Here is a 26,748-nt window from a genome sequence, read left to right on the forward strand (position 1 = left end):
CGACCGACCCGCCCCAGTGCATGACGAAGGGGTGACCATCGAATCCGATGGTCACCCCTTCGTCATGCACTGTTCGGTCGTCACTCCAGGACGAGGACGAGGTCACCGCCTTCGACCTGCGTCTCGTGCTTGAGCGCCACGCGCTTCACCGTTCCGGCGACGGGCGCCGTGATGGACGCCTCCATCTTCATGGCCTCGATCGTGGCGATGGTGTCGCCCGCCTCCACCTCGTCGCCCTCGGAGACCGTGACCGACACCATGCCCGCGAACGGCGCCGGCACGTGGCCCGAGTTCTTCGGGTCGGCCTTCTCCACCGCGTCGACGTCGACCTTGACCGACTCGTCGCGCACCTGAACGGGACGGAGCTGACCGTTGACGGTGGCCAGCACCGTGCGCATGCCCCGTTCGTCAGGTTCGGAGACGGACACCACGGACAGCAGGATGCGCTTGCCGGGTTCGAGGTCGACCTCGTGCTCCTGGCCCGGCGCGAGGCCGTGGAGGAACTCCTTCGTCGAAAGCACCGACAGGTCGCTGTAGAGCTCGCGGGCGCGCACGAAGTCGCTCGTCGGGCCGGGGAAGAGAAGACGGTTGAGCGTCGAGCGCGGATCGCGAGCAAGCTCCTGCTCGTCCTCCTCGGACAGCTCTTCGACGCTCGGGCGCACCGTGCGGCCCTCGAGCGCCTTGGTGCGGAACGGCTCCGGCCAGCCGCCGGGCGGGTCGCCCAACTCGCCGCCGAGGAAGCCGATGACCGAGTCGGGGATGTCGTAGTTGCGCGGGTTCTCCTCGAAGTCCTTGGGGTCCGCGTCGGCGCTCACGAGCGCGAGCGCGAGGTCACCGACGACCTTCGAACTCGGGGTGACCTTGACGACGTTGCCGAGGATGTCGTTCGCCGCGGCGTACATGTCCTCGATCGCCTCGAACCGGTCGCCCAGACCGAGCGCGATGGCCTGCTGACGCAGGTTGGACAGCTGACCGCCGGGGATCTCGTGCTTGTAGACGCGGCCTGTCGGAGCGGGCAGGCCGGACTCGAACGGCTTGTAGAGCGTGCGCACGGCCTCCCAGTACGGCTCCAGATCGCACACGTTCTGCAGATCGAGGCCGGTGGCACGCTCGGTGCCGTCCGTGGCCGCGACGAATGCGGACATCGAGGGCTGGCTCGTCGTGCCTGACATCGAGGCACTTGCGACATCGACGGCGTCGACGCCGGCGTCAACGGCCGCGAGCAGTGTGGCGAGCTGACCTCCTGGCGTGTCGTGCGTGTGCAGGTGCACCGGCAGGTCGAAGCGCTCACGCAGTGCCGTGACGAGCGTGCGAGCGGCAGGCGCGCGCAGCAGCCCGGCCATGTCCTTGATCGCGAGAACGTGCGCGCCCGCGGCGACGATGCGCTCGGCGAGCTCGAGGTAGTAATCGAGCGTGTAGAGCTTCTCGCTCGGTGAGGTGAGGTCACCCGTGTAGCACAGGGCGACCTCCGCGACCGACGTTCCGGTGGCGCGCACGGCCTCAATGGCGGGACGCATCTGCTCGACGTCGTTGAGTGCGTCGAAGATGCGGAAAATGTCGACGCCGGTGCGCGCGGCTTCCTGGACGAAGGCGTCCGTCACCTTCGTCGGGTAGGGCGTGTAGCCGACGGTGTTGCGTCCGCGAAGCAGCATCTGCAGCGGAACGTTCGGCATCGTCTCGCGCAGCTTGGCGAGGCGCTCCCACGGGTCCTCCGACAGGAAGCGCAGGGCAACGTCGTACGTGGCGCCGCCCCAGGCCTCCATGGAGAGCAGTTCCGGCGTCATGCGAGCGACGTAGGGGGCGACGTGGACGAGGTCGCGGGTGCGGATGCGTGTGGCCAGGAGTGACTGGTGCGCGTCACGCATCGTCGTCTCGGTGACGGCGACCGCCGTCTGCTCACGCAGTTGGCGGGCGAACTCATCGGGGCCGGCTGTGAGAAGGCGGTCGCGCGTGCCCGGGGGCACCGGGGTGGTGACGTCGAATCTCGGCAGCTTCTCGCGGGCCGTGACGGTGAGCGCCGAACGCTCGCCGTACGGCTTGTTCACCGTGGTCTCGGCGAGGTAGGTGAGCAGCTTCGTGCCGCGGTCGCCCGGCGTGCGCGCGTTGAGCAGGTCGGGGCGCTGTTCGATGAACGACGTCGTGACGTGTCCTGTGATGAAGGCGGGGTCGTCGAGCAGGGCCTGGAGGAAGGGGATGTTCGTACTCACGCCGCGGACGCGGAACTCGGCGAGGGCGCGACGGGCCCGACGCACCGCGGTTGCGAAGTCGCGACCGCGGCACGTGAGTTTGACGAGCATCGAGTCGAAGTGGGCGCTCACCTCGGCGCCCATGTGGATCGTGCCGCCGTCGAGTCGGACGCCGGAGCCACCCGCCGAACGGTAGGCGGTGATGGTGCCGGTGTCGGGGCGGAAGCCGTTGGCCGGGTCCTCGGTCGTGATGCGGCACTGGAGGGCGGCTCCACGCAGGTGAATGTCCTCCTGGCGCAGGCCCAGGTCGTCGAGGGTGTCGCCGGAGGCAATCCGCATCTGGGCGGCAACGAGGTCGACGTCCGTGACCTCCTCGGTGACCGTGTGCTCGACCTGGATGCGCGGGTTCATCTCGATGAAGACGTAACGTCCGCTCGGGTCGAGGAGGAACTCCACCGTGCCCGCGCACGAGTAGTCGATTTCCTTAGCGAACGCGACGGCGTCGGCGCACATGCGTTCGCGCAGTTCGGGGGAGAGGTTGGGCGCCGGTGCCATCTCGACGACCTTCTGGTGGCGTCGCTGCACCGAGCAGTCGCGCTCGAAGAGGTGGACGACATCGCCGGACTGATCGGCGAGCACCTGCACTTCGATGTGACGTGGGTCGACAACGGCTTCCTCGATGAAACACGTTGCGTCGCCGAAGGCGGACTCGGCCTCGCGCATCGCGGCCTCGAGGTTCTCGCGCAGTGCTTCGGGCTTCTCGACGCGGCGCATACCTCGTCCGCCGCCGCCGGCGACGGCCTTGACGAAGACCGGGTACCCGAGTTCGTCGGCTCCGCGCACGAGTTCGTCGATGTCGGACGACGGTGGCACGCTGCGCAGCGTCGGCAGGCCGGCGCGCTTGGCGGCCGCGATGGCGGTGGCCTTGTTGCCGGTCATGTGCAGCACGTCCGGGTGCGGGCCGATGAACGTGATGCCGGCGTCGGCGCACGCCTCGGCGAGCAGTGGGTTCTCGGAGAGGAATCCGTACCCCGGGTAGACAGCATCGGCGCCCGATTCGCGCGCGACGCGGACGATCTCGTCGACATCGAGGTAAGCGCGCACGGGGTGGCCGACCTCGCCGATCTGGTAGGCCTCGTCGGCCTTGAGGCGGTGCTCGCTGCCACGGTCCTCGTGCGGGAACACAGCGACGGTGCTCGCACCGAGTTCGGTGGCGGCGCGGAACGCACGGACGGCGATCTCGCCTCGGTTGGCCACCAGGACCTTGCGGAACATCAGTAGTCTCCGTTCACGGGGATGTCGGACGGATCAACCCTACCGGCCGGGCACATCGCGTCTGCCCTGAATCTGCGCGCAATACCGACCAATACTGAACACATGCGCACAGCGCCTCACGCCCATGCGAAGGGCGCTCGCGGTCTGCCGCAGAGGTGCACTCCCGCCGCGGGCGGAGCGCGGGTCCCCAATCGCGGACAACGACGCTGCGCTGCTGTTCACCCTCGAGCTGTGAACCCAGGCGTGTGCGTCATTTGCGAGCCGGAGCCGGCGCTGCGGAATGAAGTCGCGACGTCGCTCGTTGATGGCTACAGTGGTGTTTCGCGGTGCGAGACGCCGCACACAACTCCACAGTGCGAACAGCTACTCATGGGGATGATCGGTTTCGACATCGGTCGCCGTCCCAGGGGAAGCGGGCCGAGGATGCAGAGTTATCTCGTTAACGCCCTCTGCAAACCAATAGGTGCCGATTCCAAGCGCACCGACTTCGCCCTCGCCGCCTGAGCGAGCCCGAAGTCTGTCAGCCTGAGCTAGTTCTCGACTCAGTGTCTGGCATCAGCTAGAGAACTTGCTGCAGCGTCATGTCGAGGGGCGCTGCGGGACTCTTACTCGACTGGGCCTGTCACGGAATGTGTGCGTACCAGCCGTGGGGCCGAGAAAATCCTCATACGCACTGCGCCCGGAGAAGCCCTGGATCGCCGTCGATGGACGGGGGTTCAATTCCCCCCATCTCCACCACCCCATCAGCTGTTCCGCTGTGCCTACGCCGCAGTCCGGTTCGTCCGGACTGCGGCGTCTTTCATGTGCGCGTCGGCTTCTCTTCTGCTCTATGGCCGTTCACGTCCGTCCCTGCGTGCAACCTTCCTGACCGGAGGAAGTTTCCGCACCGCAAGGATGAGAGTTGGAGGATCTCGGCGTCGTCCGTCCGGTATTGATTTCGCGGATCACAGGCACGGCAGCCTTCGCACGTTCGGCTTCGGCAGCGCCAGGGGGCAGTGACCCCGGATGGCGCGGCGGTGTACGTCGTGACCCGTGCGTCCGGTGCCGCTCCTGGGCGACACCGGACGCACGGGTCGGATCCCGCGTCACCCATACTGGTCCGATGCGAGCGCCCACGAGAGTCGTCCGCGCAACGGCAAGGGTGCTGTTGCCCGCAGCCGTCGCTCTTCAGAGTCTGTTGCTCTATCTGCCGGCTTCGGGTGAGGGATCGTTGCCCGTCGGCGTGGACAAGGTGGCACATGCGGGGATGTTCGGGGGAGTGGCGATCCTCGCCCTTGTCGCAGGCCTGCCGTGGCTCCCGGTGCTCCTCGCCGCCTACGCCCCGATCAGCGAACTGCTCCAGGGGCTTCCCGTGGTCGATCGCGACCCGGATTGGCGCGACATCGTGGCGGACATCACGGGAATCGTGGCCGCTGTGGGCCTCTTCGCGGTCTGGCGCGGCCGCGGCGTCCGGTAGACTTACTCCACCATTGATCTTGCGTTCAGTTGGTTTGCTTTCGGTTTGAGCGCGTTGCACAGCTACTCCCTGTGACGGCGCGTGGTGGTGAGAGTAGGCCCGTTTTACGAGCGTCGCACTTCGGGTGACGACGTGTGTGTGAGCGCCGAGATCCCACGAAACAGCGCCGACCCACCTGGCACGCAACAGATCGCGACACCCCCATTCTTAGACGGGGTGCGCCCGCGTGTTCATCTTCGGTGCTTTGCAACCGAGAGTGAGTGAACTCATGGCTCCCAAGCCCAACAATTCAGGTAACAAGAAGCCCCGCTGGTCGCACGCCGACAAGCAGGGAGCGCGCCGCACGAGCGCGCGCAACGAGTCCAACGGCCGCCGTGAGGGCGGCTTCAACCGCGACGATCGTGGCGGCCGTGACTTCGGTGGCCGCCGTGACGGTGGTTTCCAGGGTCGCGACGAGCGTCGTGGTGGTTTCAACCGTGATGACCGTGGTGGTCGTGACTTCGGTGGCCGTCGTGACGGTGGTTTCCAGCGCCGCGACGAGCGTGACGAGCGACGCGGTGGTTTCAACCGTGACGACCGTGGTGGTCGTGACTTCGGTGGTCGCCGAGAGGGCGGTTTCCAGGGTCGCGACGAGCGTCGTGGTGGTTTCAACCGTGACGACCGTGGCGGTCGCGATGGCGGTTTCGCGCGTCGTGACGACCGTGGTGGTCGTTCCGGTGGTTTCAACCGTGACGACCGTGGTGGTCGTGACTTCGGTGGCCGTCGTGACGGCGGTTTCGAGGGCCGTGACGAGCGTCGTGGTGGTTTCAACCGTGACGACCGTGGTGGTCGCGATGGCGGTTTCGCGCGTCGTGACGGCCGTGGTTTCAACCGCGACGACCGCGGTGGCCGTGACTTCGGTGGCCGTCGTGACGGCGGCTTCGCCCGCCGCGATGACCGCGGCGACCGCGGCTTCAAGCGCCAGGGTGAGCGCCACGGGCGCCCCGATCGTCCCTTCCGTGACGAGACCCTTCGCGACGACGCCGTGATCGAGAACGTGGCGACCGGCGACGAGCTCGCGACGGCCAACATCGACGAGCAGGCTGCGTCGGCGCAGTTCGAGACCCCGGTGCGCGACGCCGGTGTCGTCGACTCCGAGGTGCCCGGCGCCGAGGGCGAGCAGAACAAGGCTGAGGCCGTCGACAACATCGACGCCACGGACGAGATGAACCCCGTCGGCGGCGAGCCCACCGACGAGGCGCCGATCGTCGTGCCGGGCGAGGATGCCGAGCCGACCGCTGAGGCAGACATCGACGCCGCTGCAGCCGACGCGGAGCCCGTCGACGAGCGCACCTTCGCCGACCTCGGTCTGCCGAATGCTCTCGTGGAGCGCATGGCGCGCGACGGCATCACGAAGCCGTTCCCGATCCAGGCCGCCACGATTCCGGACGCCCTCGCCGGCAAGGACGTGCTCGGCCGCGGCCGTACCGGTTCGGGCAAGACGCTCGGCTTCGGTCTGCCGATGCTGACGCGCCTCGCCGAGGGCGGCCCGGCCCGCGCCCACATGCCGCGCGCCGTTGTTCTCGTGCCGACGCGTGAACTCGCCATGCAGGTGAGCGACGCGCTGCAGCCGCTCGTTCACGTCGTGGGCCTCAAGCACAAGCTCGTTGCCGGCGGTATGCCGTACGAGCCGCAGCTGTCGGCCCTCGAGCGCGGTGTCGACGTTCTCATCGCCACCCCGGGGCGTCTCTCCGACCTCATCGAGCGCGGTGCGGCCGACCTCTCCCGCGTCGAGATCGCAGTGCTCGACGAGGCCGACCACATGGCCGAAATGGGCTTCCTCGAGGCCATCACCGAGATCCTCGACCTCGTGCCCGAAGGCGGTCAGCGTCTGCTGTTCTCCGCGACGCTCGACCGCGGCATCGACAAGATCGTCGACAAGTACCTCGTCGACCCGGTGACGCACTCGACCGACGACGGCACCGCCACCGTCACGACGATGGCGCACCATGCGCTCATCATCGAGCCGCGCGACAAGAAGGTCGTCACGGCCGAGGTGGCCAACCGCGAGGGACGCACCGTCGTCTTCGTCCGCACCAAGATGGGCGCCGACCGCGTCGCCGACGAACTGCGTGAGCAGGGCGTCATGGCGGCTGCGCTGCACGGTGGCCTCAACCAGGGCCAGCGCAACCGCGTACTGTCCGCCTTCAAGGACGGCCGCGTGCCGGTGCTCGTCGCCACGGACGTCGCAGCTCGCGGCATCCACGTCGACGAGGTGGGCGTCGTCCTCCAGGTCGACCCGCCGGCCGACCACAAGGACTACCTGCACCGTGCCGGTCGCACGGCGCGTGCGGGCGAGAAGGGCACCGTCGTGACCCTCGCCTTGCCGCACCAGCGTCGCTCGATGCAGCGTCTGCTCGACGAGGCCGGTGTCGACACCAGCCTCGTGAAGGCCCGCCCGGGTGACGACGTCATCGTCGCCGCCGGTGGTTCGACGCCCGAGGGTCGCTCGATCTCCGAGGACGACCTGCGTCGCGTGCTCTCGCCGCGCAACGACCGCGGTGGACGCGGTGGCCGTGGTGGCTACGACCGCGGTCGCCGCGGCGGATACGACCGCGGTGGCCGGGGCGGTTACGACCGCGGTGGTCGCGGCGGATATGACCGTGGTGGTCGTGGACGCTTCGGTGACCGTGACGGTCGTGGTGGCCGCGGTGGCTACCGAGGCGAGCGCGACGACCGTCGTGGCAGCTACCGTGACGACATCGATGGTGGCTTCGAGCGCCAGAACCGTCGTCAGAACTTCGGCGGCGACCGTGGTGGTTTCCGCGGAGGCCGCGACTGATCGCAGTCGTCAGTGCTGTTGCTCGACCCCGTCCGCTTCGTGCGGGCGGGGTCGAGCCCGTTCTCCGAGATGCGGGGCGGCTCGCCCCCGCCCACGTGCGTGGCCCACAATGGCCGCGTGAGTTCATTGACGGGGCGTCTGCTCGTCGCCGTGCCGCGTCCGCACGATGGTGACGAGGGCGACCTGTTCACGCGCAGCGTCGTCTTCGTCCTGCACCACGACGATGAGGGCGCGCAGGGACTCGTCCTCGACTTCCCGTTGGAAGCCGGCGTGGATTCGGTGCTTCCCGGATGGCAGGACGTCGTGTCTGCACCGGACCGTCTCTTCCAAGGCGGTCCTGTCGGTCTCGACCGGGCCATCGCCCTGGCCAATGTCCCGGGCCGCGACGAGGTGCTCGGCACGACCCGTCTGTTCGGTTCGCTCTCGCTCGTCGACCTCGACGCTCCACCGGCCCTCGTGGCAGCTCAGCTAGCTGGCATGCGCGTCTTCGCCGGTTCGGCCGGCTGGGAGGCGGGCCAGCTCGACGCCGAACTCGCCGATGAATGGTGGTTCGTGGCGGACTACGAGATCGGCGACCTCTTCGACGACGATCCGGACACGCTGTGGCAGCGGATCGTGAGGCGCCAGCCGTTCCCGCTCAACCTCATGGCCACGTTCCCGGACGATCCATCGCTCAACTGAGTTGGAGCCCCCGGGAGCCGGGACGCACTTCGCCGTGGTGCCTGTGTGCCAGGTCTACACTGGCGGCCATGAGCGCCCCAGTCACGAACTCCTCGATCGACGACCCGAACGCGCCGCAGAGCGACCCCGGAAACCCGGGCGGACTCGGCGGACCGGGCACGTCGACGGCCGTGCTCGAACGCGAAGAGACGCAGCACCAGCTCTCCGAGCCCGGCGACCACGAACGCTTCGCGCACTACGTGCGCAAGGAGAAGATCATGGAGTCGGCGCTTTCGGGTGAGCCGGTTGTCGCCTTGTGCGGCAAGGTCTGGGTGCCGGGGCGCGACCCCGAGAAGTTCCCGGTCTGCCCGACCTGTAAGGAGATCTACCAGGGACTTCGAGCACCGCAGGACGGCGGCGAGTAGACAACGCTTCCACCAGCGGACACCCACGCGGTGGCCGCTGGTGTTTTCTCTTCGACACTGACCTGACGAGTGAGCGCCGTCCGAGGCGTGGGCAGAGTCTCGAACATGCGACCAACTGCGCGCGAGTGCGGTGGCGGCGTGGCACCATCCGCGTATGAGTTCCGTCACCCGAGCCGATCTCGGTCGACGTCGCGCCGCGGTCGCGGCTGCCTTCGCCGGTCAGGGGTTCGTCTTCATCCTGCTCACGACGAAGCTGCCCCGGCTTCAGGAGCGCTTCGACCTGAGCCCGGGAGACTTCTCCCTCCTCATGTTGGCGCTCGTCCTCTGCGCAGGTGTGGGTTCCCTCCTCGGTGAGCGCATTGCACCGCGACGGGGGAGTGGCCTGGCGCTGCGTCTGGGCTTCGCGCTCGTCGTGCTCAGCGTCCCCGCGATGGCGGCCGCGCCGTCGGTGGCGCTCCTGGCTGTCGGGATGAGCGCCTACGGCATCGCCCTCGGGCTGGCGGATGCGGGCACCAACATGCAGGGTGTCGGTCTCGAGCACTCCTACGGGCGCACCATCATGCCCACGTTTCACGCCGCGTGGACGTGCGGTGGCGTGGCAGCCACGGTGCTCGCGCTCCTCACGAAGAACTGGAGTTTCGAGGCCGTCGCGGTTGTCGGAGTTCTCGTGCCGCTCACTCTGGTCGCTGCGCCGTACGTGCGCGGTGCCGGCACCGTGACCCCGATCGGTGACGACGGCTCCAAGGTGCCGTGGCGCCGCATCCTGCCCGTCGGGATCGCGATGGTGCTCTTCTACACGGTCGACACCGCCACCACGACCTGGGGCCCGAGCTACCTCCACCACGTCTTCGGTTCGGGCGCGGCGCTCGTGGCCGTGGCGACGTTGCCGTACCTCGTCGCGTCTCTCGTGGGACGCGCCTGCGGTGACCGCCTCGCAGAACACTTCGGCGCCGCTCATCTCGTGCGCTCCGCGGCCTTCGTCGGGGCCGCCGGGCTGGGCGTGGTGGTCTTCGCGCCCCACCCGCTCATCGCCGTGCTCGGCTTCACCGTAGCCGGCCTGGGTCTCGCGACGGTGGCACCTCTCGCCTTCTCCGCAGCGGCCAAGATCGCGCGTGAACAGACCTCGTCCGAGCCCGAGGCCGTGCGCGCCAAGGTGGACGCGATCATCGCCCGGTTCAACCAGTTCAACTACCTCGGTGGCATCCTCGGCGCCGTGATGACCGGTGCCGTCGGCAACGACTCGCTGCGCTACGGATTCGCCATCCCTATGGTGCTCGTCCTCTTCCTGGCACCGCTGGCGCGGTCCTTTCGCTGAGGGCTCGTTCGGGCTCGGCGGCGTGGCCGGAGCCACCCTCGGAGGCGTCCGGGCTGTCGGTGGTCGCCGGTAGACTTGCCCGCCTATGAGTACTTCGGCTGCAGAGCACCTGTCACCCGCCTTTCCGGAGCGGGCAGCCTGGGGTACGGCCGGGAAACTGCGCGCCTGGCAGGCCGGCGCGCTCCAGCGCTACCTCGAGACCAACCCGCGCGATTTCCTCGCCGTCGCAACGCCGGGCGCCGGTAAGACCACCTTCGCTCTGCGCCTCGCCACGGAGCTGCTCGGGCGTGGCATCGTCGACAGCGTCACCATCGTCGCGCCCACCGAGCACCTCAAGACGCAGTGGGCGGACGCCGCTGCCCGCGTCGGTATTCAGATCGACCCGAAGTTCACCAACCGCCAGGTCGACGAGGCATCCGACTACCACGGTGTCGCGCTCACCTACCAGGGCGTGGCGAGCAACCCCGAGGTGCACCGCATCCGCACGCAGCGCACGCGCACGCTCGTCATCCTCGACGAGGTACACCACGGCGGTGACAACAAGAGCTGGGGCGATGCTCTGCGTGTCGCCTTCGACGGCGCCACTCGACGCGTCTGCCTCACCGGAACACCGTTCCGCAGCGACACCAGCCCCATTCCCTTCGTGCGCTACGAACACGACGCTGCAGGTATTCGGCGCAGTGCGAGCGACTACGCCTACGGCTACGCGGAGGCACTCGCGGACGGCGTGGTGCGGCCGGTGCTCTTCCTCGCCTATGGCGGCAATATGCGGTGGCGAACGCGAGCGGGCGACGAGATCGCCGCGCGCCTCGGCACCCCCATGACGAAGGACGCCGTCGCCGGTGCGTGGCGCACGGCCCTTGACCCCAACGGCGCCTGGATCCCGTCAGTTCTCCAGGCTGCCGACAAGCGCCTGTCAGAGGTGCGCCGCCACGTGCCCGATGCCGGTGGGCTGGTCATCGCCTCCAATCAGACTGCGGCACGGGCGTACGCGCGAACCCTCGAGGCGATCACGGGCTCCAAGCCCACCGTCGTCCTGTCCGACGATCTCGGGGCCAGCTCCCGCATCGAGGACTTCGCGAAGAGCGACGAGCGGTGGATGGTCGCGGTGCGCATGGTGTCCGAGGGTGTCGACGTTCCGCGTCTGTGCGTGGGGGTCTACGCCACTTCCACCTCGACGCCGTTGTTCTTCGCCCAGGCCGTCGGCCGCTTCGTGCGCGCTCGTAAGCGGGGCGAGACGGCGTCGGTCTTCCTGCCCACCGTGCCGATCATCCTCGAACACGCAGCACGTCTCGAGGAACAGCGCGATCACGCGCTCGACCGGCCGAGCAGGCCGGGGGAGAGCCCCGAGGACGCCATGTGGTCCGAGGAGGAGGGCCTGCTCGCCACGGCCAACCGCGAGGAGAAGGCCTCCGGCGACCTGCTCGACGACGGCTCGTTCGAAGCCCTCGAATCCGAGGCGGAGTTCGATCACGTCCTCTTCGACGCCGAGCAGTTCGGCATGGGCTTCGAGGTCAGCACCGAGGACGAACAGGAGTACCTCGGCCTGCCGGGGCTTCTCGAGCCCGATCAGGTCTCCAAACTGCTGCGACAGCGTCAGGACAAGCTCGTGAAGTCCGGCCGCAAGCGCCGGGACGACGACGAGCCGGTGGCCGCCCACCGAGCCCTCGCGAACCAACGCAAGGAGCTCAACGGGCTCGTCGCGCAGTACGCGCGCAAGAGCGGTCAGCCCCACGCCGTCATCCACAACGACCTGCGTCAGCAGTGCGGCGGGCCGACGCTCGACCGCGCCTCGTCGGAGCAGGTGAGCGCTCGGATCGAGCTCATCCGACGGTGGTTCGTCGGCCGCCGCTAGACGGGGCGTCCGGCGCAGGCTCCTGCGGCACCTAGGCTAGGGGCATGAACGAGCGCCCCTCCGGCTGGTACGACGACCCCGACGACGACACCCAGCTTCGCTACTGGGACGGCATTCTGTGGAGCGACCGCACCATGCCGAAGCTGCGCCCCGGTCTCGACCACGTCGGTGAGGCCCGGCCCGTTCAGCACGTCGAGGAGCCGCCACGCCGTGACGGTGAACCGCGCACCTACCCCGCGCACTGGGGCCCCGAGCAGGCGGGGCGCCGCGACGAGTTCCACGGCCCGCAGTTCCAGGGCTCCCAGCCGGGCACGGCGCCGTTCGGTAACACCGCCGGTCAACCCTCGGGGCTCATCCGCCGCATCCTCGCGACCTTCCTCGACAGACTGGTCGTCTCGCTGCCGGTGTCGCTCGTCGTCCTGCCGTTTCTCGGCGACTGGATGACGCAGATGCAGGAGTACGTCGACACGTTCATGTCCGCGGCCTCCGCGGGGGAGCAGATGCCGACCATCCCGGCCGACCTCATGACGCCGCCGCTCGCGCTCGCGGGTGCGCTCGTCGCGGCACTGTTCGTGTACGAGGTGCTCATGACGCACTTCGCCGGTGGCGCCACCGTCGGAAAGCGCGCGCTCGGCATCACCGTGGTCCCCGCGGGGACGGCCCAGGGGGCCAAGGAGCGTCTGCCGCTCGGACGGGCGGCTTTGCGCGCGCTCATGAAGTGGGGCCCGGACGCGCTCGCTCTCGTTGCGATCTTCTCCGGCGTCGCTGGATTCCTCCAGGCGCTCATCATCCTCTGGGCTCTGAGCAACGCCAAGCGTCAGGGGCTTCACGACCTCGCGGTCAAGAGCGAGGTTCGTCGCACTCGCTGACGACGTACACACCTCATTGACGAAGGGCGGATCCCCACCGGGAAGCCGCCCTTCGTCAATGTTCCGACGGTCAGCCGTTGACCACGGGTGTGCCGACCAGTTCCACGCCGGCCGTGCGCAACTCCTCGAGCGCGGCGTGGGTGGTCTCCTGCGCGACGCCCGCCGTCATCCCGAGCAGGACGCGGGTGCGAAAACCTTCGCGCGCGGCGTCGAGCGCGGTTGCGCGCACGCAGTGATCCGTGGCGATGCCGACGATGTCGACCTCACCCACGCCTGCGCCCCGCAACCACGTGGCCAGTCCCTGGCCCTTGCCGTCGAGGTCGTCGTGGCCCTCGAAACCGGAGTAGGCAGCCTCGAACTGGCCCTTGCGGAAGCGAGCGTCGAAGCGATCCTCGACCGGTTCGAGCGCGGGGTGCAGTTCGGCGCCGGGCGTGCCGACCTCGCAGTGCACGGGCCAGGTGTCGCGGTAGTCGGGTGTCTCGCTCCAGTGAGAGCCCGGGTCGACGTGCCAGTCCTGCGTGGCGACGAGCGTGTCGTAGGACGAGAGCGCCACGTAATCCGCGATCGCCTCCGCCACACCGGCGCCGCCGGCCACGGCCAGAGAGCCGCCTTCGCAGAAGTCGTTCTGCACGTCGACGACGACGAGGGCGCGGCCGGTGTCGCTCATACGCCTCGCCCCTCGTAACGCGTCGGGATGACGGCTTCGCCACGCGACATCTGGTGCACCGTGGCGGGCAGTTCCGCGCGGGAGCGCTCGTGGGTCTCGCGGGCCGTCTTCGCGTCGGTGGCAACGATGACCTCGCCGCCCTGGACGAGCTGCACGAGCATCTCGCGGTCGTCGCCGTCGTCCTGAGGCTTCGTGCCGATGCCGATGATCTCGGCCTCGGCCACCCCTTCGGTGTTGCGGCGACGAAGTGCCCACTTGCGCCCGCCGACGGAGATCTTGTCCTTGCTCTTCTTCGCGACGTCGATCATCTCGCCGTTGTCGTCGGAGTGCTGGACCAGTTTGTAGACCATGCCGGCCGTCGGGGCGCCGGAGCCGGTGACCAGCGAGGTGCCCACGCCGTAAGCGTCGACCGGGCCGGCCGCCAGGGCGGCGATCGCGTACTCGTCGAGGTCGCTCGTCACGACGATCTTCGTGTTCTTCGCGCCGAGCGAGTCGAGCTGGGCGCGTACCTCGCGGGCCTGGACGAGCAGGTCGCCCGAGTCGAGGCGGACGCCACCGAGCTCCGTCCCGGCAACCTCGACGGCGATGTTCACGGCGTTCGTCACGTCGTAGGTGTCGACGAGCAGCGTCGTGTTCTTGCCGAGCGATTCGACCTGCGCGGTGAAGGCCTCGCGCTCGTCGTCGTGCAGCAACGTGAAGGCGTGGGCCGACGTGCCGGCGGTCGGTACGTCGAAGCGCCGCCCGGCCTCAAGGTTGGACGAGGTGGCGAAGCCCGCGACGTAGGCCGCACGCGCGGCGGCCACGGCGGCCTCCTCGTGGGTGCGCCGCGAGCCCATCTCGATGCAGGGGCGGCCCGCTGCGGCCGACGTCATGCGGGAGGCCGCTGCGGCAACGGCTGAGTCGTGGTTGAGGATCGACAGGGCGAGGGTCTCGAGCAGGACGCCCTCGGCGAACGTCGACTCCACGACGAGAAGGGGCGACCCGGGGAAGTAGCACTCGCCTTCGAGGTAGCCGTAGATGTCACCGGAGAAGCGGTAGTCGGCGAGCCATTCGAGCGTGCTTTCGTCGACGACGTCCCGCTCGCGCAGGTCGTCGATCTCCGCGTCGGTGAAGCGGAAGTTCTTGAGGGCCTCGAGGAAGCGTCCGGTTCCTGCCACGACGCCGTACCGGCGGCCGTCGGGCAGCCTGCGAGCGAAGACCTCGAAGACGCTGCGGCGCTCGGCCGCGCCGGAACGCAGCGCCGCCTGGAGCATCGTGAGCTCGTAGTGGTCGGTCAACAGGGCCGTCGAGGGCGAGATGTTGGAAGTCACGTGAAGAACTCTAGAGTGGAGGGCGTGTCGATCGCGCCCCCTGACATCGATTTCGACGAGCTGACCGAGCAGTTGACCCGCAGCGAACCGCACGAGAGCGGTGAACGCGCGTGGGTCACGCTCGTGTGGAACGACCCCGTCAACCTCATGAGTTACGTCAGCTTCGTCTTCCAGGATTACTTCGGCTACTCCGAGGCCGAGGCCGAGCGGCTCATGATGCAGGTTCACACCGAGGGCCGCGCCGTCGTGAGCAAGGGCTCGCGCGAGCGGATGGAGGCCGACACGATCGCCATGCACGGCTACAGCCTGTGGGCGACCTACCAGCAGGAGGGCTGATGGCTCAGGCGTTCACCCGCGACCCGGACGACGGCGCTCGCATCATCGGTTTCCTCGAGGACGTGGAGCGATCGCTCGTCATCGAACTCATGTACCAGACGAGTGTGCTCCTGTCGGATGGCAGCGAGGACGCGGGGGAGACGGACGAGAAGGGCGCGCCGAGTGACGGCGACACCCACGACGACCTCTTCGCAGCCCTCAGCCGTTCGATGGCCGAGCGGGAGGCGCCGCAGGGCCCGGCCCTACGTCGACTGCTGCCCGACGGCGTCAAGAACGACGACGCCGCGGCATCTGAGTTTCGCCGCCTCACCGAATCGACGCTGCGCGACGGGAAGCTGCGCAATCTCGACATCGCCATGCGCGCCCTCGAGGAGGGCTTCGTCGACGAGGAACAGGCCGCGGCGATCGCGGACGACGTCTACGAGCGCGCGAACGACCCGGCCGCCCGGGATGAGCGGGACGATGCCGGGGAACGAGAGGGGAACGACGACAACCTGCAGGACGGGTTGAGCGACGGTTCCCGTGAGGTCGTCCTCGACGAAGCGTCGGCGCGCGCCATGATGATGGCTCTGACCGACGTCCGGCTGGTACTCGCCGAACGCCTCGGCCTGCGTACCGATGAGGACGCCGAGGCGCTGTCGCGCCAGGTGGAGCGTGAGGACGCACCGAACTCGCCCGAGGATCTCCTCGCCGCGTACTACGACTTCCTCACGTGGATGTCGGAATCGCTGACCCTGGCGGTCATGCGCAAGGCCTGACTCCGGGGCGACCACTACGATGGGAGCATCATGAGCGACAAGACTGCTGCAACCATCGAGCCCGCGACGCCCGACGAGGTCCGCCTCCGCGTCGCCCCGTCCCCGACCGGCGATCCGCACGTCGGCACCGCCTACATGGCGATGTTCGACCTGGCGTTCGCGCGCCAGCAGGGCGGCAAGTTCGTCCTGCGCATCGAGGACACCGATCGCGCCCGTTTCCAGGCCGACTCCGAGCAGCAGATCTTCGACACGCTCGAATGGCTCGGCCTGACGTGGGACGAGGGCCCGGACAAGGGCGGCCCGTATGCGCCCTACCGTCAGAGTGAGCGCCTCGACACGTACAAGCCGTACGTCCAGAAGCTTCTCGACGAGGGTAAGGCGTACTACTGCTACTGCACGAGCGAGCGCCTGGCGGAGATGCGCGAGTTCCAGCAGAAGCAGAAGCTGCCCACCGGATACGACCGCATGTGCTACGGCAAGACGCGCGAAGAGCGTTCCAAGGAGCCGGGATTCAGCGACAACCCCGTCGTGCGCATGTTCGTGCCGGACGACGCCCCGCTCACCTTCACCGACCTCATCCGCGGGGAGGTCAAGGCTCCCCGCCCGGACGACCAGGTCATCCTCAAGGCAGACGGCTTCCCGACCTACCACCTCGCCGTCGTCGTCGACGACCACGAGATGGGCATCACCCACGTCGTGCGCGGCGAGGAGTGGATCAGTTCCACGCCGAAGCACATCCTGCTCTACCACGGCCTCGGCCTCGAGCCGCCGAAGTTCGCGCACATGCCGCTGCTGCGCGACGAGAAGAAGGCGAAGATCTCCAAGCGCAAGAGCCCCTGGGCGCGCCTGACGTGGTTCAAGGAGCAGGGCTACCTCCCCGAAGCTCTGCTCAACTTCCTCGCCCTGCTGGGCTACCCACCCGTCATAGAGACGGACGGTTCGGAGCGCGAGGTCTTCACGTTCGAGGAGTTCAGCAAGAACTTCGAGTGGAGCAAGGTCAACACCGTCGGGCCGATCTTCAACCTCGACAAGCTCAACTGGCTCAACGGCCACTACATCCGCGAGTTGCCGACGCGCGAGTTCGCCACGCGTCTGTTGCCGTTCCTCGTCAAGGACGGCGTGCTGTCGGAGCAGCCGTCGCTGCCGGAGCTCGGGCGTCTCAACCTCGTCGCCGAGCAGATCCAGACACGCATCAACCTGCTGTCGGAGGCCACGGCCCTCGTGGCGCCGTTCTTCTGCAAGGACGACGAGCTTCCCATCGCGGACGACGCCCGCGCGCAGCTAAAGGAGACGGCTCCGCAGGTCATCGACGCCGCCATCGAGGCGCTCGAGCCGATCTCCGGCTCGCTCGGCAAGCCCGACGGAAGCGACGTCGAGTGGACGCACGAGCGCATCGAGGCGGCGCTGCGTGAAGCGATCGTCGAGGGGCTCGGTATCAAGCCGAAGTTCGCGTTCGGTCCGCTGCGCACGGCGGTCTCCGGTCAGCGCATCTCGCCGCCGCTGTTCGAGTCCATGGAGATTCTGGGCAAGCACTCGACGATGGAGCGCCTCAAGGCTCTGCGCGCCACGCTCTGACGTTGCCGTAGCCCGCTCCGGCCCCGCCCCTCGATGGGTCGGGCCGGAGCGGGGGAGCGGCACCGGGCGCCGATTTGGCGCCTGGGCCAACGTTCGGTAAAGTTTTCACTCGGTTCGGGGAACGAAGGCCGAGGCCCACAAGGCCGGGGCGCGCGTTCGCTGAAACCCCCTTGGGGTATGGTGTAATTGGCAACACGGATGATTCTGGTTCATTTGTTCTAGGTTCGAGTCCTGGTACCCCAGCGCAAATCACTGGCGCAGAATGGCGATCTCGATCGCGCGCTCGTCGAGTGATTTCGGGAAATCGATAACTTCGGTTAGAGTTTTCCTCGCTGCTGAAAGCCGCAAGGCATAGGCAGGCCATGGCCCCGTTGTGTAGTGGCCTAGCACGCCGCCCTCTCAAGGCGGTAGCGCGGGTTCGAATCCCGTCGGGGCTACATTGAGACAAAGAATCCTCGTCACGCAAGTGACGGGGATTCTTTGTCTGTACGTGCAATTCTTTCCTCGCGCGAACAAAGGGCGCCTTTCTCATGATTTGTCGAGAGAAAGGTGCCCTTTGTCGTGCCCTATTGCAGGCTTGGGTTCAGGAGCGCGGAGCAGGTGGCGTGACTTGGCTCGTCTGCTGAGCGGCGGCGCGAGCCAAGACCTCCGTGAGCTTGTTGGCGCCGGCGACCACCGTGGCGGCGTGCAGGCGGCCGGGCTGGCGGGAGACGCGCTCCACGGGGCCGGAGATCGACACGGCCGCGATGACGTGGCCGCTGGGGGAGCGAACGGGCGCGGAGACCGACGCGACGCCCTGCTCACGCTCGCTCACCGACTGGGCCCAGCCGCGACGGCGGACGCCGGAGAGCATCGTGGCGGTGAACTTCGAGCCCTGGAGGCCGCGGTGCAGGCGGTCGGGCTCCTCCCACGCGAGAAGCACCTGGGCTGCCGAACCGGCCTGCATGGACAGGGTTGCGCCGACGGGAATCGAGTCGCGCAAACCCATGGGGCGGTCCGCGGCGGCGACGCAGATGCGCTGGTCGCCCTGACGGCGGAAGAGCTGCGCACTCTCGTTCGTGTGGTCACGCAGAGCCCCGAGCACCGGGCCGGCGGCGGCGAGGAGGCGATCCTCACCCGCCGCGGAAGCGAGTTCGACGAGGCGCGGGCCGAGCACGAAGCGACCCTGCATGTCGCGTGCGACGAGGCGGTGGTGTTCGAGAGCCACGGCCAGGCGGTGAGCGGTGGGGCGGGCCAGGCCGGTGGCCGCCACGAGCTGAGCCAGGGTGGACGGACCGGCTTCGAGCGCCGAAAGCACGATCGCAGCCTTGTCGAGAACGCCGACTCCACTAGAGTTGTCCATGTTCTGATATTGCAGTCTCATGACGCGAGACGCAAGTTCAAAGGCCAGCAGAAAGCGTAACGCTTGAGCAACGGCATTTGTCTCGCGGGTCGGACGGCCCGGTGATTCGAAGGAGGACGCGTGGGGAAAACGCTGGCCGAGAAGGTGTGGCAGCAGCACGTCGTGCGCAGCGCCGAAGGCGAACCCGATCTGCTTTTCATCGATCTTCACCTGCTTCACGAGGTGACGAGTCCGCAGGCGTTCGACGGCCTTCGTCTCGCGGGACGCGCCGTGCGGCGCACCGATCTGACGCTCGCGACGGAGGACCACAACGTCCCCACGACGCCGGGCCCCATCTCCGACCCGGTGAGTCGCACGCAGGTCGAAACGCTGCGCAAGAACTGTGAGGAGTTCGGCGTCCGCCTGTTCCCGATGGGTGACGCCCAGCAGGGCATCGTGCACATCATCGGCCCGCAGCTCGGCCTGACGCAGCCCGGCGCGACGATCGTGTGCGGCGACAGCCACACCTCCACTCACGGCGCGTTCGGCGCCCTGGCCTTCGGCATCGGCACGAGCGAGGTCGAGCACGTGCTCGCCACGCAGACGCTTCCGCTCAAGCCGTTCCGCACGATGGCGATCAACGTCGACGGTGCGCTGCCCGAGGGTGTGAGCGCGAAGGACATCATCCTCGCCGTCATCGCCGAGATCGGCACGGGGGGAGGCCAGGGTTATGTGCTCGAGTACCGCGGCGAGGCCATCGAGGGCCTGTCGATGGAAGCGCGGATGACGATCTGCAACATGTCGATCGAGGCCGGCGCCCGCGCAGGCATGATCGCTCCCGACGAGACGACGTTCGCCTACCTCGAGGGCCGCGAGTACGCGCCGGCCGGTGAGGAGTGGGACGCCGCCGTCGAGGAGTGGAAGAAGCTTCGCACCGATGACGACGCGCAGTTCGACGCCGAGGTGACGATCGACGCGGCCTCGCTGTCGCCGTACGTCACGTGGGGCACCAACCCCGGTCAGGGTCTCCCGCTCTCGGCGAACGTTCCCGACCCGGAGTCGTTCGGTGACGACTCGGCGAAGGCCGCCGCCTCCAGCGCCCTCGAGTACATGGGCCTGACGCCGGGGCAGCCGCTCAAGGAGATCAGCGTCGACACGGTGTTCCTCGGTTCGTGTACGAACGGCCGCATCGAGGATCTGCGCGCCGCCGCGGAGGTCATCAAGGGCCGCAAGGTGGCGGACTCCGTGACGATGCTCGTGGTGCCCGGCTCCGCGCGAGTGCGCCTCGACGCCGAGGCCGAGGGGCTCGACAAGGTCTTCACCGAGGCCGGTGCCGAGTGGCGTCTGGCCGGTTGCTCGATGTGTTTGGGGATGAACCCCGACCAACTGCAGCCGGGGGAGCGCAGCGCGTCGACCTCGAACCGCAACTTCGAAGGGCGTCAGGGCAAGGGCGGTCGTACGCACCTGGTCAGCCCCCAGGTCGCCGCCGCCACCGCCGTCGCGGGCACCCTCGCCGAGCCCGGCGATCTGTGAGCACCGAGGAGGAAACTGCCATGGAGCGATTCATCCACCACACGGGCGTCGGCGCCCCGCTGCGCCGGAGCAACGTCGACACCGACCAGATCATCCCCGCCGTGTACCTGAAGCGCGTGACGCGCACGGGCTTCGAGGACGGCCTGTTCTCGGCCTGGCGCAAGGACGAGTCGTTCGTCCTCAACCAGGACGCTTTCCGCGACGCGTCCGTTCTCGTGGCGGGCCCCGACTTCGGTACGGGCTCTTCGCGTGAGCACGCCGTGTGGGCACTCATGGACTACGGCTTCCGGGTCGTCATCAGTTCGCGCTTTGCCGACATTTTCCGAGGCAACTCGGGCAAGGCGGGCTTGCTCACGGCCCAGGTCGAGCAAGGGGATGTCGAACTGCTCTGGAAGTACCTCGAGAACGAGCCGGGCGCTCAGATCTCGGTCGATCTGGAGTCGCGAACCATCACAGCAGGCGAACTCGTCGTGCCGTTCGAGGTGGACGACTACATCCGCTGGCGCCTCATGGAGGGCCTCGACGACATCTCGCTGACCCTGCGTCACGAGGGCGACATCGAGCGGTTCGAAGCTCAGCGTCCGGCCTGGAAGCCGACGACGAGCGTCCGATAGGTGAGATCGAAGAATCCCGGTAGTAGCGGTCTACGACAAGGAAGTTGCGCGGCAAATCGAGTGTGAGGTCTTGCACAGTTTGCGAATCACGTTCACACTCAACGATGTCGGCGATTCTTCACCTTCTACCGCGGATGGTGCGGCAGTCCGGGTCTTTCGCGCTCGCGTGAAGCGGCGTTCGATCAGCACGCGTCGGATGGACGATGCTCCACCCTTGTGGGTAATTTAATCTATATCTGCGCATTGCGAGGTTTCGCGGGGCAATGCACGCCAGTGAAGGGTGGAGGAATGAACAAGGCAGACCTTGTCGACCGTCTCGAGGAGCGACTCGGGAGCAAGAGGGCGGCACTGGAGGCTGTCGAGGCAGTCGTCGACGTCATCATCCGTGAGGTCGCAGCGGGGAACAAGGTCGGCATCACGGGGTTCGGAACGTTCGAGCGCGTCGATCGCGCCGCGCGCACCGGTCGCAATCCGCGTACGGGCGAGGCTGTCCACATCGACGCCACCGCCGTGCCGAAGTTCACCCCCGGCACCAATTTCAAGGTCGTCACTGCGGACCCGGACAAGCTTCCGCGTACCGGTAATGCGGGTGGACGTGCCAGCGCCTCGCGCTGAGCGTTGACAGCGAAGAAGGACCCCGAGACCGGCTTGGTCTCGGGGTCCTTCTTTCGTTCTCCCAGTACTCCGGTCGAGGTCAGCGGATGGTTTGTCCGGCGCCGATTCCATCGATCCACAGTCGGCGAATACCGTCGGGGCCCATGTCGACGTTGAGGCGTTGACCGACACGGAGCGTGCGCAGGCTGCTGCGCATGAACGCCTCGGTGGAGAAGGCCAGCACCCGGCCGTTGTCGGTGATGACCTCGCCGGTGAGTGTTTCGGGATCGAAGCGGTGGACGCTCGCCTGTTCCTGCACGATGCTCATGCTCCCTTCGTCGTCGAGCGTTCGAGGGCTGCGGTGCGTGAGCCGACGGGTTCACGACCCTCGACGACGTGGCGCGCGAGATCGTCCGTCAAGTGCGATCCGACACTCACGGCGACGCGTTGGTGACGTCCGGCGCTCGAGCCACCGAAACGGGGAGCCAGCCGTGCGGGGTCGTGGTGGCTGATGGCGACGGAGCCGCCGTCGTCGGAGACCACGACTGCGGACTCGGTAGCGGCACAAGCACGCAGCAGAGCGCTGATCGTGTCGCCGTCGGCGTAAGGGAGCGGGCCGAGCAACACGGCGCCGGAGCGCTCGGGATGGGACCTGACCCAGTCGGCGAGCGCCGCAGTCAGTGCGGCGTTGAGATCGCGGCCCTGTTCGCGTGCGTGAGCCCCTGCTTCCGTCGCGCCGGTTCGCACGGCCTCGTCATCGCTGAGGACGAGAAGGTTGGCAGGTTCGACGGCAGCGCTCACGGCGTCGATCGTGTCGAGGGCGCTCGCTCGAGCCCACGCGACGGGGTCGACGGTGCGGGGCGCGGCGAGGCTTCGACCGTCGCTGAACGCGAGGACGATGCTCCAGGTGGACGATCGGTTCTGCACGGTTTGAATGCTCGCAGATTTCGCGGACGAATGCCCAGGAGGACCGTCCGGTGTGTTTCTGCGGTCGGTGGCCGACGACTCGGAGCTCCGGCCCGCCCTCGGACCGGCCCGCGGCTAGAGTTGCGCACGAGCCAGGAGGTGCCCATGTCCGACGTTTCGCTCGACGAGAGTGAACGCAACGGTGTCGTGCGATTCATCACGGGTGTCGTCGCGCCCGGGATCTCGCCGTGGTTGCGGGAGACCTGGCGCGGTGCCGAGCACGTGCCCGACCACGGCCCGGCTGTCATCGCGGGCAATCACCTGAGCTACTCCGACCCCTTCGTCCTGGGTCGTTTCCTCCTGCACGCAGGGCGTCTGCCGCACTTTCTCGGCAAGGCCGAGGTCTTCGCGACGCCCGTCCTGGGGCCGCTTCTCAAGCGTGCCGGCCAGATCCCCGTCCACCGAGGCACAGCGCGGGCCGCTGACAGCTTCTCCGCTGCCGTCGACGCCGTGGAGTCGGGCAAGATCGTCTGCCTCCTGCCCGAGGGAACGCTCACGCGCGACCCCGACCTGTGGCCCATGGCCGGAAAGTCAGGGGCCGCTCGCATTGCGCTGACGACCGGGTGTCCGCTGGTGCCCGTCGCCATGTGGGGTCCCGAGCGGATCCTGCCCCCAACGCGCAACGCCCTGAAGTCGCTGCCGAGCGCGGTGGTTCGCCGCCACGACGTCACGGTGAGTGCCGGGCCGCCCGTCGACCTCGACGACCTGCGAGCGCGGCCACTTGACGCCGAGGTGCTCACCGAGGCAACAGCTCGGGTCATGGCGGCCATCACGGAGCTTCTCGTCGAGATCCGGGGCGAGTCCCCGACGACGACACCACTGGACAACCCGCGCGTGCGATCGCGCTCGAGTCGAACGGAAGGCGCACGATGACCAAGGCCACGGTCATGGGATCGGGAAGTTGGGGAACGGCGTTCGCCGCGGTGATGGCGGACGCGGGCACTGACGTCACGATGTGGAGCAGACGCCCCGAACTCGCCGAAGCCATCGAGACGACCCGCGTCAACGACGACTACCTGCCGAGCCTGCGCCTGCCCGACCGTGTGCATGTCACGAGTGATGTCGCAGAGGCGATGGACGGCTCCGACATCCTCGTTCTCGCGGTGCCGTCGCAGACGTTGCGCGAGAACCTCGAGGGTTGGCGCGAACACATCCCGGACGGCGCGCCGCTCGTGTCGCTGATGAAGGGCATCGAGCTCGGAACCCTCAAGCGGATGACCGAGGTCATGGAAGAGGTCGCGGAGGTTCCCGCCGACCGGGTGGTCGTCGTCTCGGGGCCGAACCTGGCCAAGGAGGTCGCCGACAAGCAGCCCGCGGCGGCCGTCGTCGCCGCGTCACGTCACGGAGTGCGTTCGAAGGTGGCGGAAGCCTGCGCGGCGCCGTACTTCCGGCCGTACACCAACGCCGACGTCGTGGGTACCGAGATCGCCGGCGCGGTGAAGAACGTCATCGCCCTGAGCGTGGGCATGGCGCACGGCCTGGGTATGGGGGAGAACTCGACGGCCACTCTGCTAACCCGCGGACTTGCCGAGACGGCGCGTCTCGGTGTCGCGCTGGGAGCCGACCCGCAGACGTTCCTCGGTCTCGCCGGCGTGGGCGACATGATGGCCACCTGCAGCTCACGTCTGTCGCGAAACCACCAGTTCGGCCTCGCGCTGTCGGAGGGTAAGACGGTCGAGGAGATCACTGCCGCGACCAACCAGACCGCCGAAGGCGTCAAGTCGTGCCGCTCGATCCTCGAGCTGGCGCGCAGCGTCCACGTCGACATGCCGATCGTCGAAGGCGTCCACGCCATCCTCCACGAGGGTTGGACGCCCGACGAGATGGTCCGCGCCCTCATGTCGCGTTCGCGCAAGAGCGAGCGCGTCTGAGGCTCGAGGTTGGTCGGACTCAGGCGCTGGATCTTGTGAGGGCGGCGTCGAGGTCACGCCACAGGTCGTCGACGTCCTCGACACCGACGGAGAGCCGCAGGAGGTTCTCCGGCACGCTCTCGGGCTCGAGGGCGTGGCGACGGCGGCGCTCCAGCATCGACTCGACGCCGCCCAGGCTCGTTGCGGGCAGCCACACGTCGATGGCGTCCTCGACGGCGCTCGCTGCCGACTGGCCGCCGTCCACCTCGACGGCGATCATGGCTCCGGTGCCGGGGTAGCGGACGCGGACGACGTTCGGGTGCTGCTCCAGGCGCGCGGCCAGTTCGGCCGCGTTCGCGCAGGCCCGCTCCCAGCGCAGATGGAGCGTGCGCATGCCCCGCAGCGCGAGCCACGTCTCGGACGGCCCGGGGATCGCGCCACCGAGGGTGCGCGCCGTGAGCAGTCGTTCGGCGAGTGAGGAATCGTTCGTCACCGCCGCGCCGAGGAGGACATCGCTGTGTCCGGCGAGGTACTTCGTCACCGAGTGGACGACGACGTCGACCCCGTCGTCGAGCGGACGGCGGCCGAGCGGGGTGTTGAACGTGTTGTCCTCGACGACGAGAGCGCCCGCGGCGTGCGCGCACCTCGTCACGGCGGCGACGTCGCAGGTCTCGAGCGTCGGGTTCGCGGGGGACTCGATCCACACGACGTCGACGCCGTCCGTCAGGGCTCGTTCGACGGCCGAGGTGTCGGACAGATCGATGCGGACGAGGCGAGCGCGACCGCTTGCGACCCACGTCTCGAGCAGCCCTGAGGTGCCGTTGTAGAAGTGGCGCGGCGCGAGCACCGTTCCGCCGTGCGGCAGGAGGGACAGTGTGGCGCTGATGGCGCCCATCCCGCTGGCGAAGGCGAGCGCGCGAGTGGAGTCGTCACCCTCGAGCGCTGCGAGCGTCGTCTCGAAGGCGCTCCAGGTCGGGTTGCCGACGCGCGCGTAGTTGACGTCGCCGCCCGCGACGTACGTCGACGTCATCGCCAGTTCGGGACTCACCGAGGCGCCGGGGGAGCGTGGGGGACGGCCCGAGCCGACGAGGCGGGTCGCAGGTGCGAGGGGTCGAGAAGGATCACCTGTCATGACGTCGAGCCTGGCACGGCTCGTCGGTGCGAGGTTCGCAGGTTGCGGCATGTGGACGGCTAGAGTGACAGACGATGAGCACTTCCCAGACCCGCACCCGCGTCGCCGTCGTCTTCGGTGGACGCTCCTCCGAGCACGCCATCTCGTGTGCCACGGCCGCAGGTGTCCTCGCGGCGATCGATCGCGACCGCTACGAGGTCGTGCCGATCGGCATCACGAAGACCGGTCAGTGGGTCCTCATGCCCGACGACGTCGAGGCGCTCGCCATCAAGGACAAGCAGCTTCCGGAGGTGAAGAGCGGCTCCGGCAAGGAGGTGCTCGTCGCGCCGTCGCCGGAGCAGCACGACATCCTCGTGCTCGAGCCGGGCGAGACCCCCGAGGCGCTCACCTCGGTCGACGTCGTCCTGCCGTTGCTGCACGGCCCGTTCGGTGAGGACGGCACCCTGCAGGGGCTGCTCGAACTGGCCGACCTGCACTACGTCGGCTCCGGCGTGACGGCGTCGGCCGTCATGATGGACAAGCACATGATGAAGGTCGTCTTCGCGGCCGCCGGTCTGCCGGTCGGGCCGTACACCGTCATCACCGACAAGGAGTGGCGCCGCGACAAGGCCGCAGCCATGGACGCCGTCGCGTCGCTGGGTTGGCCGGTCTTCGTCAAGCCCGCGCGTGCGGGCTCGTCGGTCGGAATCTCGAAGGTGAACGGCCCGGACGAGCTCGAGGCGGCCATCGAGATGGCACGCCGGAGCGACCCGAAGGTCGTCGTCGAGGCGGGCATCGTCGGCCGCGAGGTCGAGTGCGGCGTGCTCGAAGGCCACGGCAGCGACCTGCCGCGAGCGTCTGAACTCGGTGAGATCGAGGAGATCGGCGCGCACGACTTCTACGACTTCGAGGCCAAGTACCTCAACGACGACGGGCTGCGCCTGTCGTGCCCGGCCGACGTCCCGGCCGACGACGCCGCCCGCATCAAGGAACTGTCGATCACAGCGTTCAACGCCGCCGGTTGCGAGGGTCTCGCGCGCGTCGACTGGTTCTACACGCCCGAGGGCACGCTGTACCTCAACGAGATCAACACGCTGCCGGGCTTCACGCCGGTCTCGATGTTCCCGCAGGTGTGGAACGCCAGTGGTCTCGGATACACCGAGCTCATCACCGACCTCATCGAGTTGGCGCGCGAGCGCCGCACGGGGCTGCGCTGACGTCGGCTGAGCCTCGAAACCCGCAGAAGATCGC

At 68.2% G+C, this 26,748-nt stretch carries 23 protein-coding genes, 2 tRNA genes and 1 other RNA gene; 19 read left to right on the forward strand and 7 right to left on the reverse strand.

Going from position 1 to position 26,748, the window contains the following annotated elements; translation table 11 throughout:
- Positions 1 to 80 precede the first annotated feature (80 nt).
- Entirely contained in the window at positions 81 to 3,461 is a 3,381-nt protein-coding gene (locus K9D12_RS09980) for a pyruvate carboxylase (protein ID WP_129664447.1), read from the reverse strand.
- A 371-nt stretch (positions 3,462 to 3,832) separates the two neighbouring features.
- Between K9D12_RS09980 and ssrA the strand changes: the two genes are divergently transcribed.
- The 8 genes from ssrA to K9D12_RS10020 all read left to right on the forward strand — a co-directional run bounded on the left by ssrA (position 3,833) and on the right by K9D12_RS10020 (position 12,862).
- Positions 3,833 to 4,199: a transfer-messenger RNA gene (ssrA, locus tag K9D12_RS09985) on the forward strand.
- A gap of 364 nt (positions 4,200 to 4,563) precedes the next feature.
- On the forward strand, positions 4,564 to 4,917 hold the full coding sequence (locus tag K9D12_RS09990; RefSeq protein WP_129664445.1) for a VanZ family protein: 354 nt from the start codon (positions 4,564 to 4,566) through the stop codon (positions 4,915 to 4,917).
- Between the two features lie 268 nt (positions 4,918 to 5,185).
- A complete protein-coding gene (locus K9D12_RS09995) occupies positions 5,186 to 7,738 on the forward strand; it encodes a DEAD/DEAH box helicase (RefSeq protein WP_129664443.1) in 2,553 nt (850 codons plus the stop codon).
- A 117-nt stretch (positions 7,739 to 7,855) separates the two neighbouring features.
- A complete protein-coding gene (locus K9D12_RS10000; protein WP_240730148.1) occupies positions 7,856 to 8,419 on the forward strand; it encodes a YqgE/AlgH family protein in 564 nt (187 codons plus the stop codon).
- Positions 8,420 to 8,487: 68 nt separating this feature from the next.
- Complete coding sequence (locus K9D12_RS10005; RefSeq protein ID WP_047311938.1) at positions 8,488 to 8,823, forward strand: DUF3039 domain-containing protein; 336 nt, start codon at positions 8,488 to 8,490, stop codon at positions 8,821 to 8,823.
- 154 nt (positions 8,824 to 8,977) lie between these two features.
- A complete protein-coding gene (locus K9D12_RS10010) occupies positions 8,978 to 10,138 on the forward strand; it encodes an MFS transporter (protein WP_129664441.1) in 1,161 nt (386 codons plus the stop codon).
- Between the two features lie 85 nt (positions 10,139 to 10,223).
- Positions 10,224 to 11,993 (forward strand): DEAD/DEAH box helicase, encoded by a 1,770-nt coding sequence (locus tag K9D12_RS10015; protein WP_129664439.1) that lies wholly within the window; start codon positions 10,224 to 10,226, stop codon positions 11,991 to 11,993.
- A 44-nt stretch (positions 11,994 to 12,037) separates the two neighbouring features.
- Positions 12,038 to 12,862 (forward strand): RDD family protein, encoded by an 825-nt coding sequence (locus K9D12_RS10020; protein WP_129664437.1) that lies wholly within the window; start codon positions 12,038 to 12,040, stop codon positions 12,860 to 12,862.
- A gap of 70 nt (positions 12,863 to 12,932) precedes the next feature.
- Here K9D12_RS10020 and K9D12_RS10025 read toward each other — a convergent pair whose 3' ends face one another.
- The gene (locus K9D12_RS10025; protein ID WP_129664435.1) at positions 12,933 to 13,529 is read right to left on the reverse strand and encodes a nicotinamidase; all 597 of its coding nucleotides are present in this window, start codon (positions 13,527 to 13,529) and stop codon (positions 12,933 to 12,935) included.
- On the reverse strand, positions 13,526 to 14,839 hold the full coding sequence (locus K9D12_RS10030; protein ID WP_047311943.1) for a nicotinate phosphoribosyltransferase: 1,314 nt from the start codon (positions 14,837 to 14,839) through the stop codon (positions 13,526 to 13,528). The genes K9D12_RS10025 and K9D12_RS10030 overlap by 4 nt, the downstream gene beginning before the upstream one ends.
- Positions 14,840 to 14,863: 24 nt before the next feature.
- Here K9D12_RS10030 and clpS point away from each other — a divergent pair, with 24 nt between their 5' ends.
- From clpS to K9D12_RS10055, 5 genes are all read left to right on the forward strand, one after another.
- Complete coding sequence (gene clpS, locus K9D12_RS10035) at positions 14,864 to 15,175, forward strand: ATP-dependent Clp protease adapter ClpS (RefSeq protein WP_047312197.1); 312 nt, start codon at positions 14,864 to 14,866, stop codon at positions 15,173 to 15,175.
- A complete protein-coding gene (locus K9D12_RS10040) occupies positions 15,175 to 15,933 on the forward strand; it encodes a DUF2017 family protein (RefSeq protein ID WP_223060131.1) in 759 nt (252 codons plus the stop codon). Before clpS ends, K9D12_RS10040 begins: the two co-directional genes overlap by 1 nt.
- Before the next feature lie 30 nt (positions 15,934 to 15,963).
- Positions 15,964 to 17,508, forward strand: a complete 1,545-nt coding sequence (gltX, locus tag K9D12_RS10045) for a glutamate--tRNA ligase (protein WP_129664431.1) — start codon at positions 15,964 to 15,966, stop codon at positions 17,506 to 17,508.
- A 171-nt stretch (positions 17,509 to 17,679) separates the two neighbouring features.
- Positions 17,680 to 17,751 (forward strand) — tRNA-Gln (locus K9D12_RS10050).
- A 121-nt stretch (positions 17,752 to 17,872) separates the two neighbouring features.
- Positions 17,873 to 17,945 (forward strand) — tRNA-Glu (locus K9D12_RS10055).
- 146 nt (positions 17,946 to 18,091) lie between these two features.
- On the opposite strand, the gene K9D12_RS10060 is transcribed toward K9D12_RS10055, so the two are convergent.
- Positions 18,092 to 18,850: an IclR family transcriptional regulator gene (locus tag K9D12_RS10060; RefSeq protein WP_047311945.1), complete on the reverse strand. Its 759-nt coding sequence runs from the start codon at positions 18,848 to 18,850 to the stop codon at positions 18,092 to 18,094.
- Between the two features lie 120 nt (positions 18,851 to 18,970).
- On the opposite strand from K9D12_RS10060, the gene leuC reads away from it, so the two are divergent.
- The 3 genes from leuC to K9D12_RS10075 all read left to right on the forward strand — a co-directional run bounded on the left by leuC (position 18,971) and on the right by K9D12_RS10075 (position 21,591).
- Positions 18,971 to 20,362 carry a 3-isopropylmalate dehydratase large subunit gene (leuC, locus tag K9D12_RS10065; protein WP_047311946.1) on the forward strand — a complete coding sequence of 464 codons (1,392 nt, stop codon included), beginning with the start codon at positions 18,971 to 18,973 and terminating at the stop codon, positions 20,360 to 20,362.
- Between the two features lie 20 nt (positions 20,363 to 20,382).
- The gene (gene leuD, locus K9D12_RS10070) at positions 20,383 to 20,976 is read left to right on the forward strand and encodes a 3-isopropylmalate dehydratase small subunit (protein ID WP_129664429.1); all 594 of its coding nucleotides are present in this window, start codon (positions 20,383 to 20,385) and stop codon (positions 20,974 to 20,976) included.
- Positions 20,977 to 21,264: 288 nt separating this feature from the next.
- Positions 21,265 to 21,591, forward strand: a complete 327-nt coding sequence (locus tag K9D12_RS10075) for an HU family DNA-binding protein (protein ID WP_047311948.1) — start codon at positions 21,265 to 21,267, stop codon at positions 21,589 to 21,591.
- 79 nt (positions 21,592 to 21,670) lie between these two features.
- On the opposite strand, the gene K9D12_RS10080 is transcribed toward K9D12_RS10075, so the two are convergent.
- Together K9D12_RS10080 and K9D12_RS10085 are read right to left on the reverse strand one after the other, a co-directional pair.
- The gene (locus tag K9D12_RS10080) at positions 21,671 to 21,898 is read right to left on the reverse strand and encodes a cold-shock protein (protein ID WP_118912768.1); all 228 of its coding nucleotides are present in this window, start codon (positions 21,896 to 21,898) and stop codon (positions 21,671 to 21,673) included.
- Positions 21,895 to 22,497, reverse strand: a complete 603-nt coding sequence (locus K9D12_RS10085) for a hypothetical protein (protein WP_129664427.1) — start codon at positions 22,495 to 22,497, stop codon at positions 21,895 to 21,897. Before K9D12_RS10085 ends, K9D12_RS10080 begins: the two co-directional genes overlap by 4 nt.
- A gap of 144 nt (positions 22,498 to 22,641) precedes the next feature.
- Here K9D12_RS10085 and K9D12_RS10090 point away from each other — a divergent pair, with 144 nt between their 5' ends.
- Together K9D12_RS10090 and K9D12_RS10095 are read left to right on the forward strand one after the other, a co-directional pair.
- Entirely contained in the window at positions 22,642 to 23,409 is a 768-nt protein-coding gene (locus K9D12_RS10090) for a 1-acyl-sn-glycerol-3-phosphate acyltransferase (RefSeq protein ID WP_129664425.1), read from the forward strand.
- The gene (locus tag K9D12_RS10095; protein ID WP_129664423.1) at positions 23,406 to 24,407 is read left to right on the forward strand and encodes an NAD(P)H-dependent glycerol-3-phosphate dehydrogenase; all 1,002 of its coding nucleotides are present in this window, start codon (positions 23,406 to 23,408) and stop codon (positions 24,405 to 24,407) included. The genes K9D12_RS10090 and K9D12_RS10095 overlap by 4 nt, the downstream gene beginning before the upstream one ends.
- Positions 24,408 to 24,426: 19 nt before the next feature.
- On the opposite strand, the gene K9D12_RS10100 is transcribed toward K9D12_RS10095, so the two are convergent.
- Complete coding sequence (locus K9D12_RS10100) at positions 24,427 to 25,518, reverse strand: PLP-dependent aspartate aminotransferase family protein (protein ID WP_223060132.1); 1,092 nt, start codon at positions 25,516 to 25,518, stop codon at positions 24,427 to 24,429.
- A gap of 74 nt (positions 25,519 to 25,592) precedes the next feature.
- Here K9D12_RS10100 and K9D12_RS10105 point away from each other — a divergent pair, with 74 nt between their 5' ends.
- Complete coding sequence (locus K9D12_RS10105) at positions 25,593 to 26,714, forward strand: D-alanine--D-alanine ligase family protein (protein WP_129664419.1); 1,122 nt, start codon at positions 25,593 to 25,595, stop codon at positions 26,712 to 26,714.
- Positions 26,715 to 26,748: the final 34 nt, after the last annotated feature.

The organism is Dermacoccus sp. Tok2021 (assembly GCF_019895135.1).
GTDB lineage: Bacteria > Actinomycetota > Actinomycetes > Actinomycetales > Dermatophilaceae > Dermacoccus > Dermacoccus abyssi.

What these genes read in the sequence shown, in the direction of transcription:
- K9D12_RS09980 (WP_129664447.1), bottom strand. Translation starts at nt 3,461, where the DNA reads ATGTTCCGCAAGGTCCTGGTGGCCAACCGAGGCGAGATCGCCGTCCGT.
- K9D12_RS09990 (WP_129664445.1), top strand. Translation starts at nt 4,564, where the DNA reads ATGCGAGCGCCCACGAGAGTCGTCCGCGCAACGGCAAGGGTGCTGTTG.
- K9D12_RS09995 (WP_129664443.1), top strand. Translation starts at nt 5,186, where the DNA reads ATGGCTCCCAAGCCCAACAATTCAGGTAACAAGAAGCCCCGCTGGTCG.
- K9D12_RS10005 (WP_047311938.1), top strand. Translation starts at nt 8,488, where the DNA reads ATGAGCGCCCCAGTCACGAACTCCTCGATCGACGACCCGAACGCGCCG.
- K9D12_RS10010 (WP_129664441.1), top strand. Translation starts at nt 8,978, where the DNA reads ATGAGTTCCGTCACCCGAGCCGATCTCGGTCGACGTCGCGCCGCGGTC.
- K9D12_RS10015 (WP_129664439.1), top strand. Translation starts at nt 10,224, where the DNA reads ATGAGTACTTCGGCTGCAGAGCACCTGTCACCCGCCTTTCCGGAGCGG.
- K9D12_RS10020 (WP_129664437.1), top strand. Translation starts at nt 12,038, where the DNA reads ATGAACGAGCGCCCCTCCGGCTGGTACGACGACCCCGACGACGACACC.
- K9D12_RS10025 (WP_129664435.1), bottom strand. Translation starts at nt 13,529, where the DNA reads ATGAGCGACACCGGCCGCGCCCTCGTCGTCGTCGACGTGCAGAACGAC.
- K9D12_RS10040 (WP_223060131.1), top strand. Translation starts at nt 15,175, where the DNA reads ATGGCTCAGGCGTTCACCCGCGACCCGGACGACGGCGCTCGCATCATC.
- gltX (WP_129664431.1), top strand. Translation starts at nt 15,964, where the DNA reads ATGAGCGACAAGACTGCTGCAACCATCGAGCCCGCGACGCCCGACGAG.
- K9D12_RS10060 (WP_047311945.1), bottom strand. Translation starts at nt 18,850, where the DNA reads ATGGACAACTCTAGTGGAGTCGGCGTTCTCGACAAGGCTGCGATCGTG.
- leuD (WP_129664429.1), top strand. Translation starts at nt 20,383, where the DNA reads ATGGAGCGATTCATCCACCACACGGGCGTCGGCGCCCCGCTGCGCCGG.
- K9D12_RS10075 (WP_047311948.1), top strand. Translation starts at nt 21,265, where the DNA reads ATGAACAAGGCAGACCTTGTCGACCGTCTCGAGGAGCGACTCGGGAGC.
- K9D12_RS10080 (WP_118912768.1), bottom strand. Translation starts at nt 21,898, where the DNA reads ATGAGCATCGTGCAGGAACAGGCGAGCGTCCACCGCTTCGATCCCGAA.
- K9D12_RS10090 (WP_129664425.1), top strand. Translation starts at nt 22,642, where the DNA reads ATGTCCGACGTTTCGCTCGACGAGAGTGAACGCAACGGTGTCGTGCGA.
- K9D12_RS10095 (WP_129664423.1), top strand. Translation starts at nt 23,406, where the DNA reads ATGACCAAGGCCACGGTCATGGGATCGGGAAGTTGGGGAACGGCGTTC.
- K9D12_RS10100 (WP_223060132.1), bottom strand. Translation starts at nt 25,518, where the DNA reads ATGACAGGTGATCCTTCTCGACCCCTCGCACCTGCGACCCGCCTCGTC.
- K9D12_RS10105 (WP_129664419.1), top strand. Translation starts at nt 25,593, where the DNA reads ATGAGCACTTCCCAGACCCGCACCCGCGTCGCCGTCGTCTTCGGTGGA.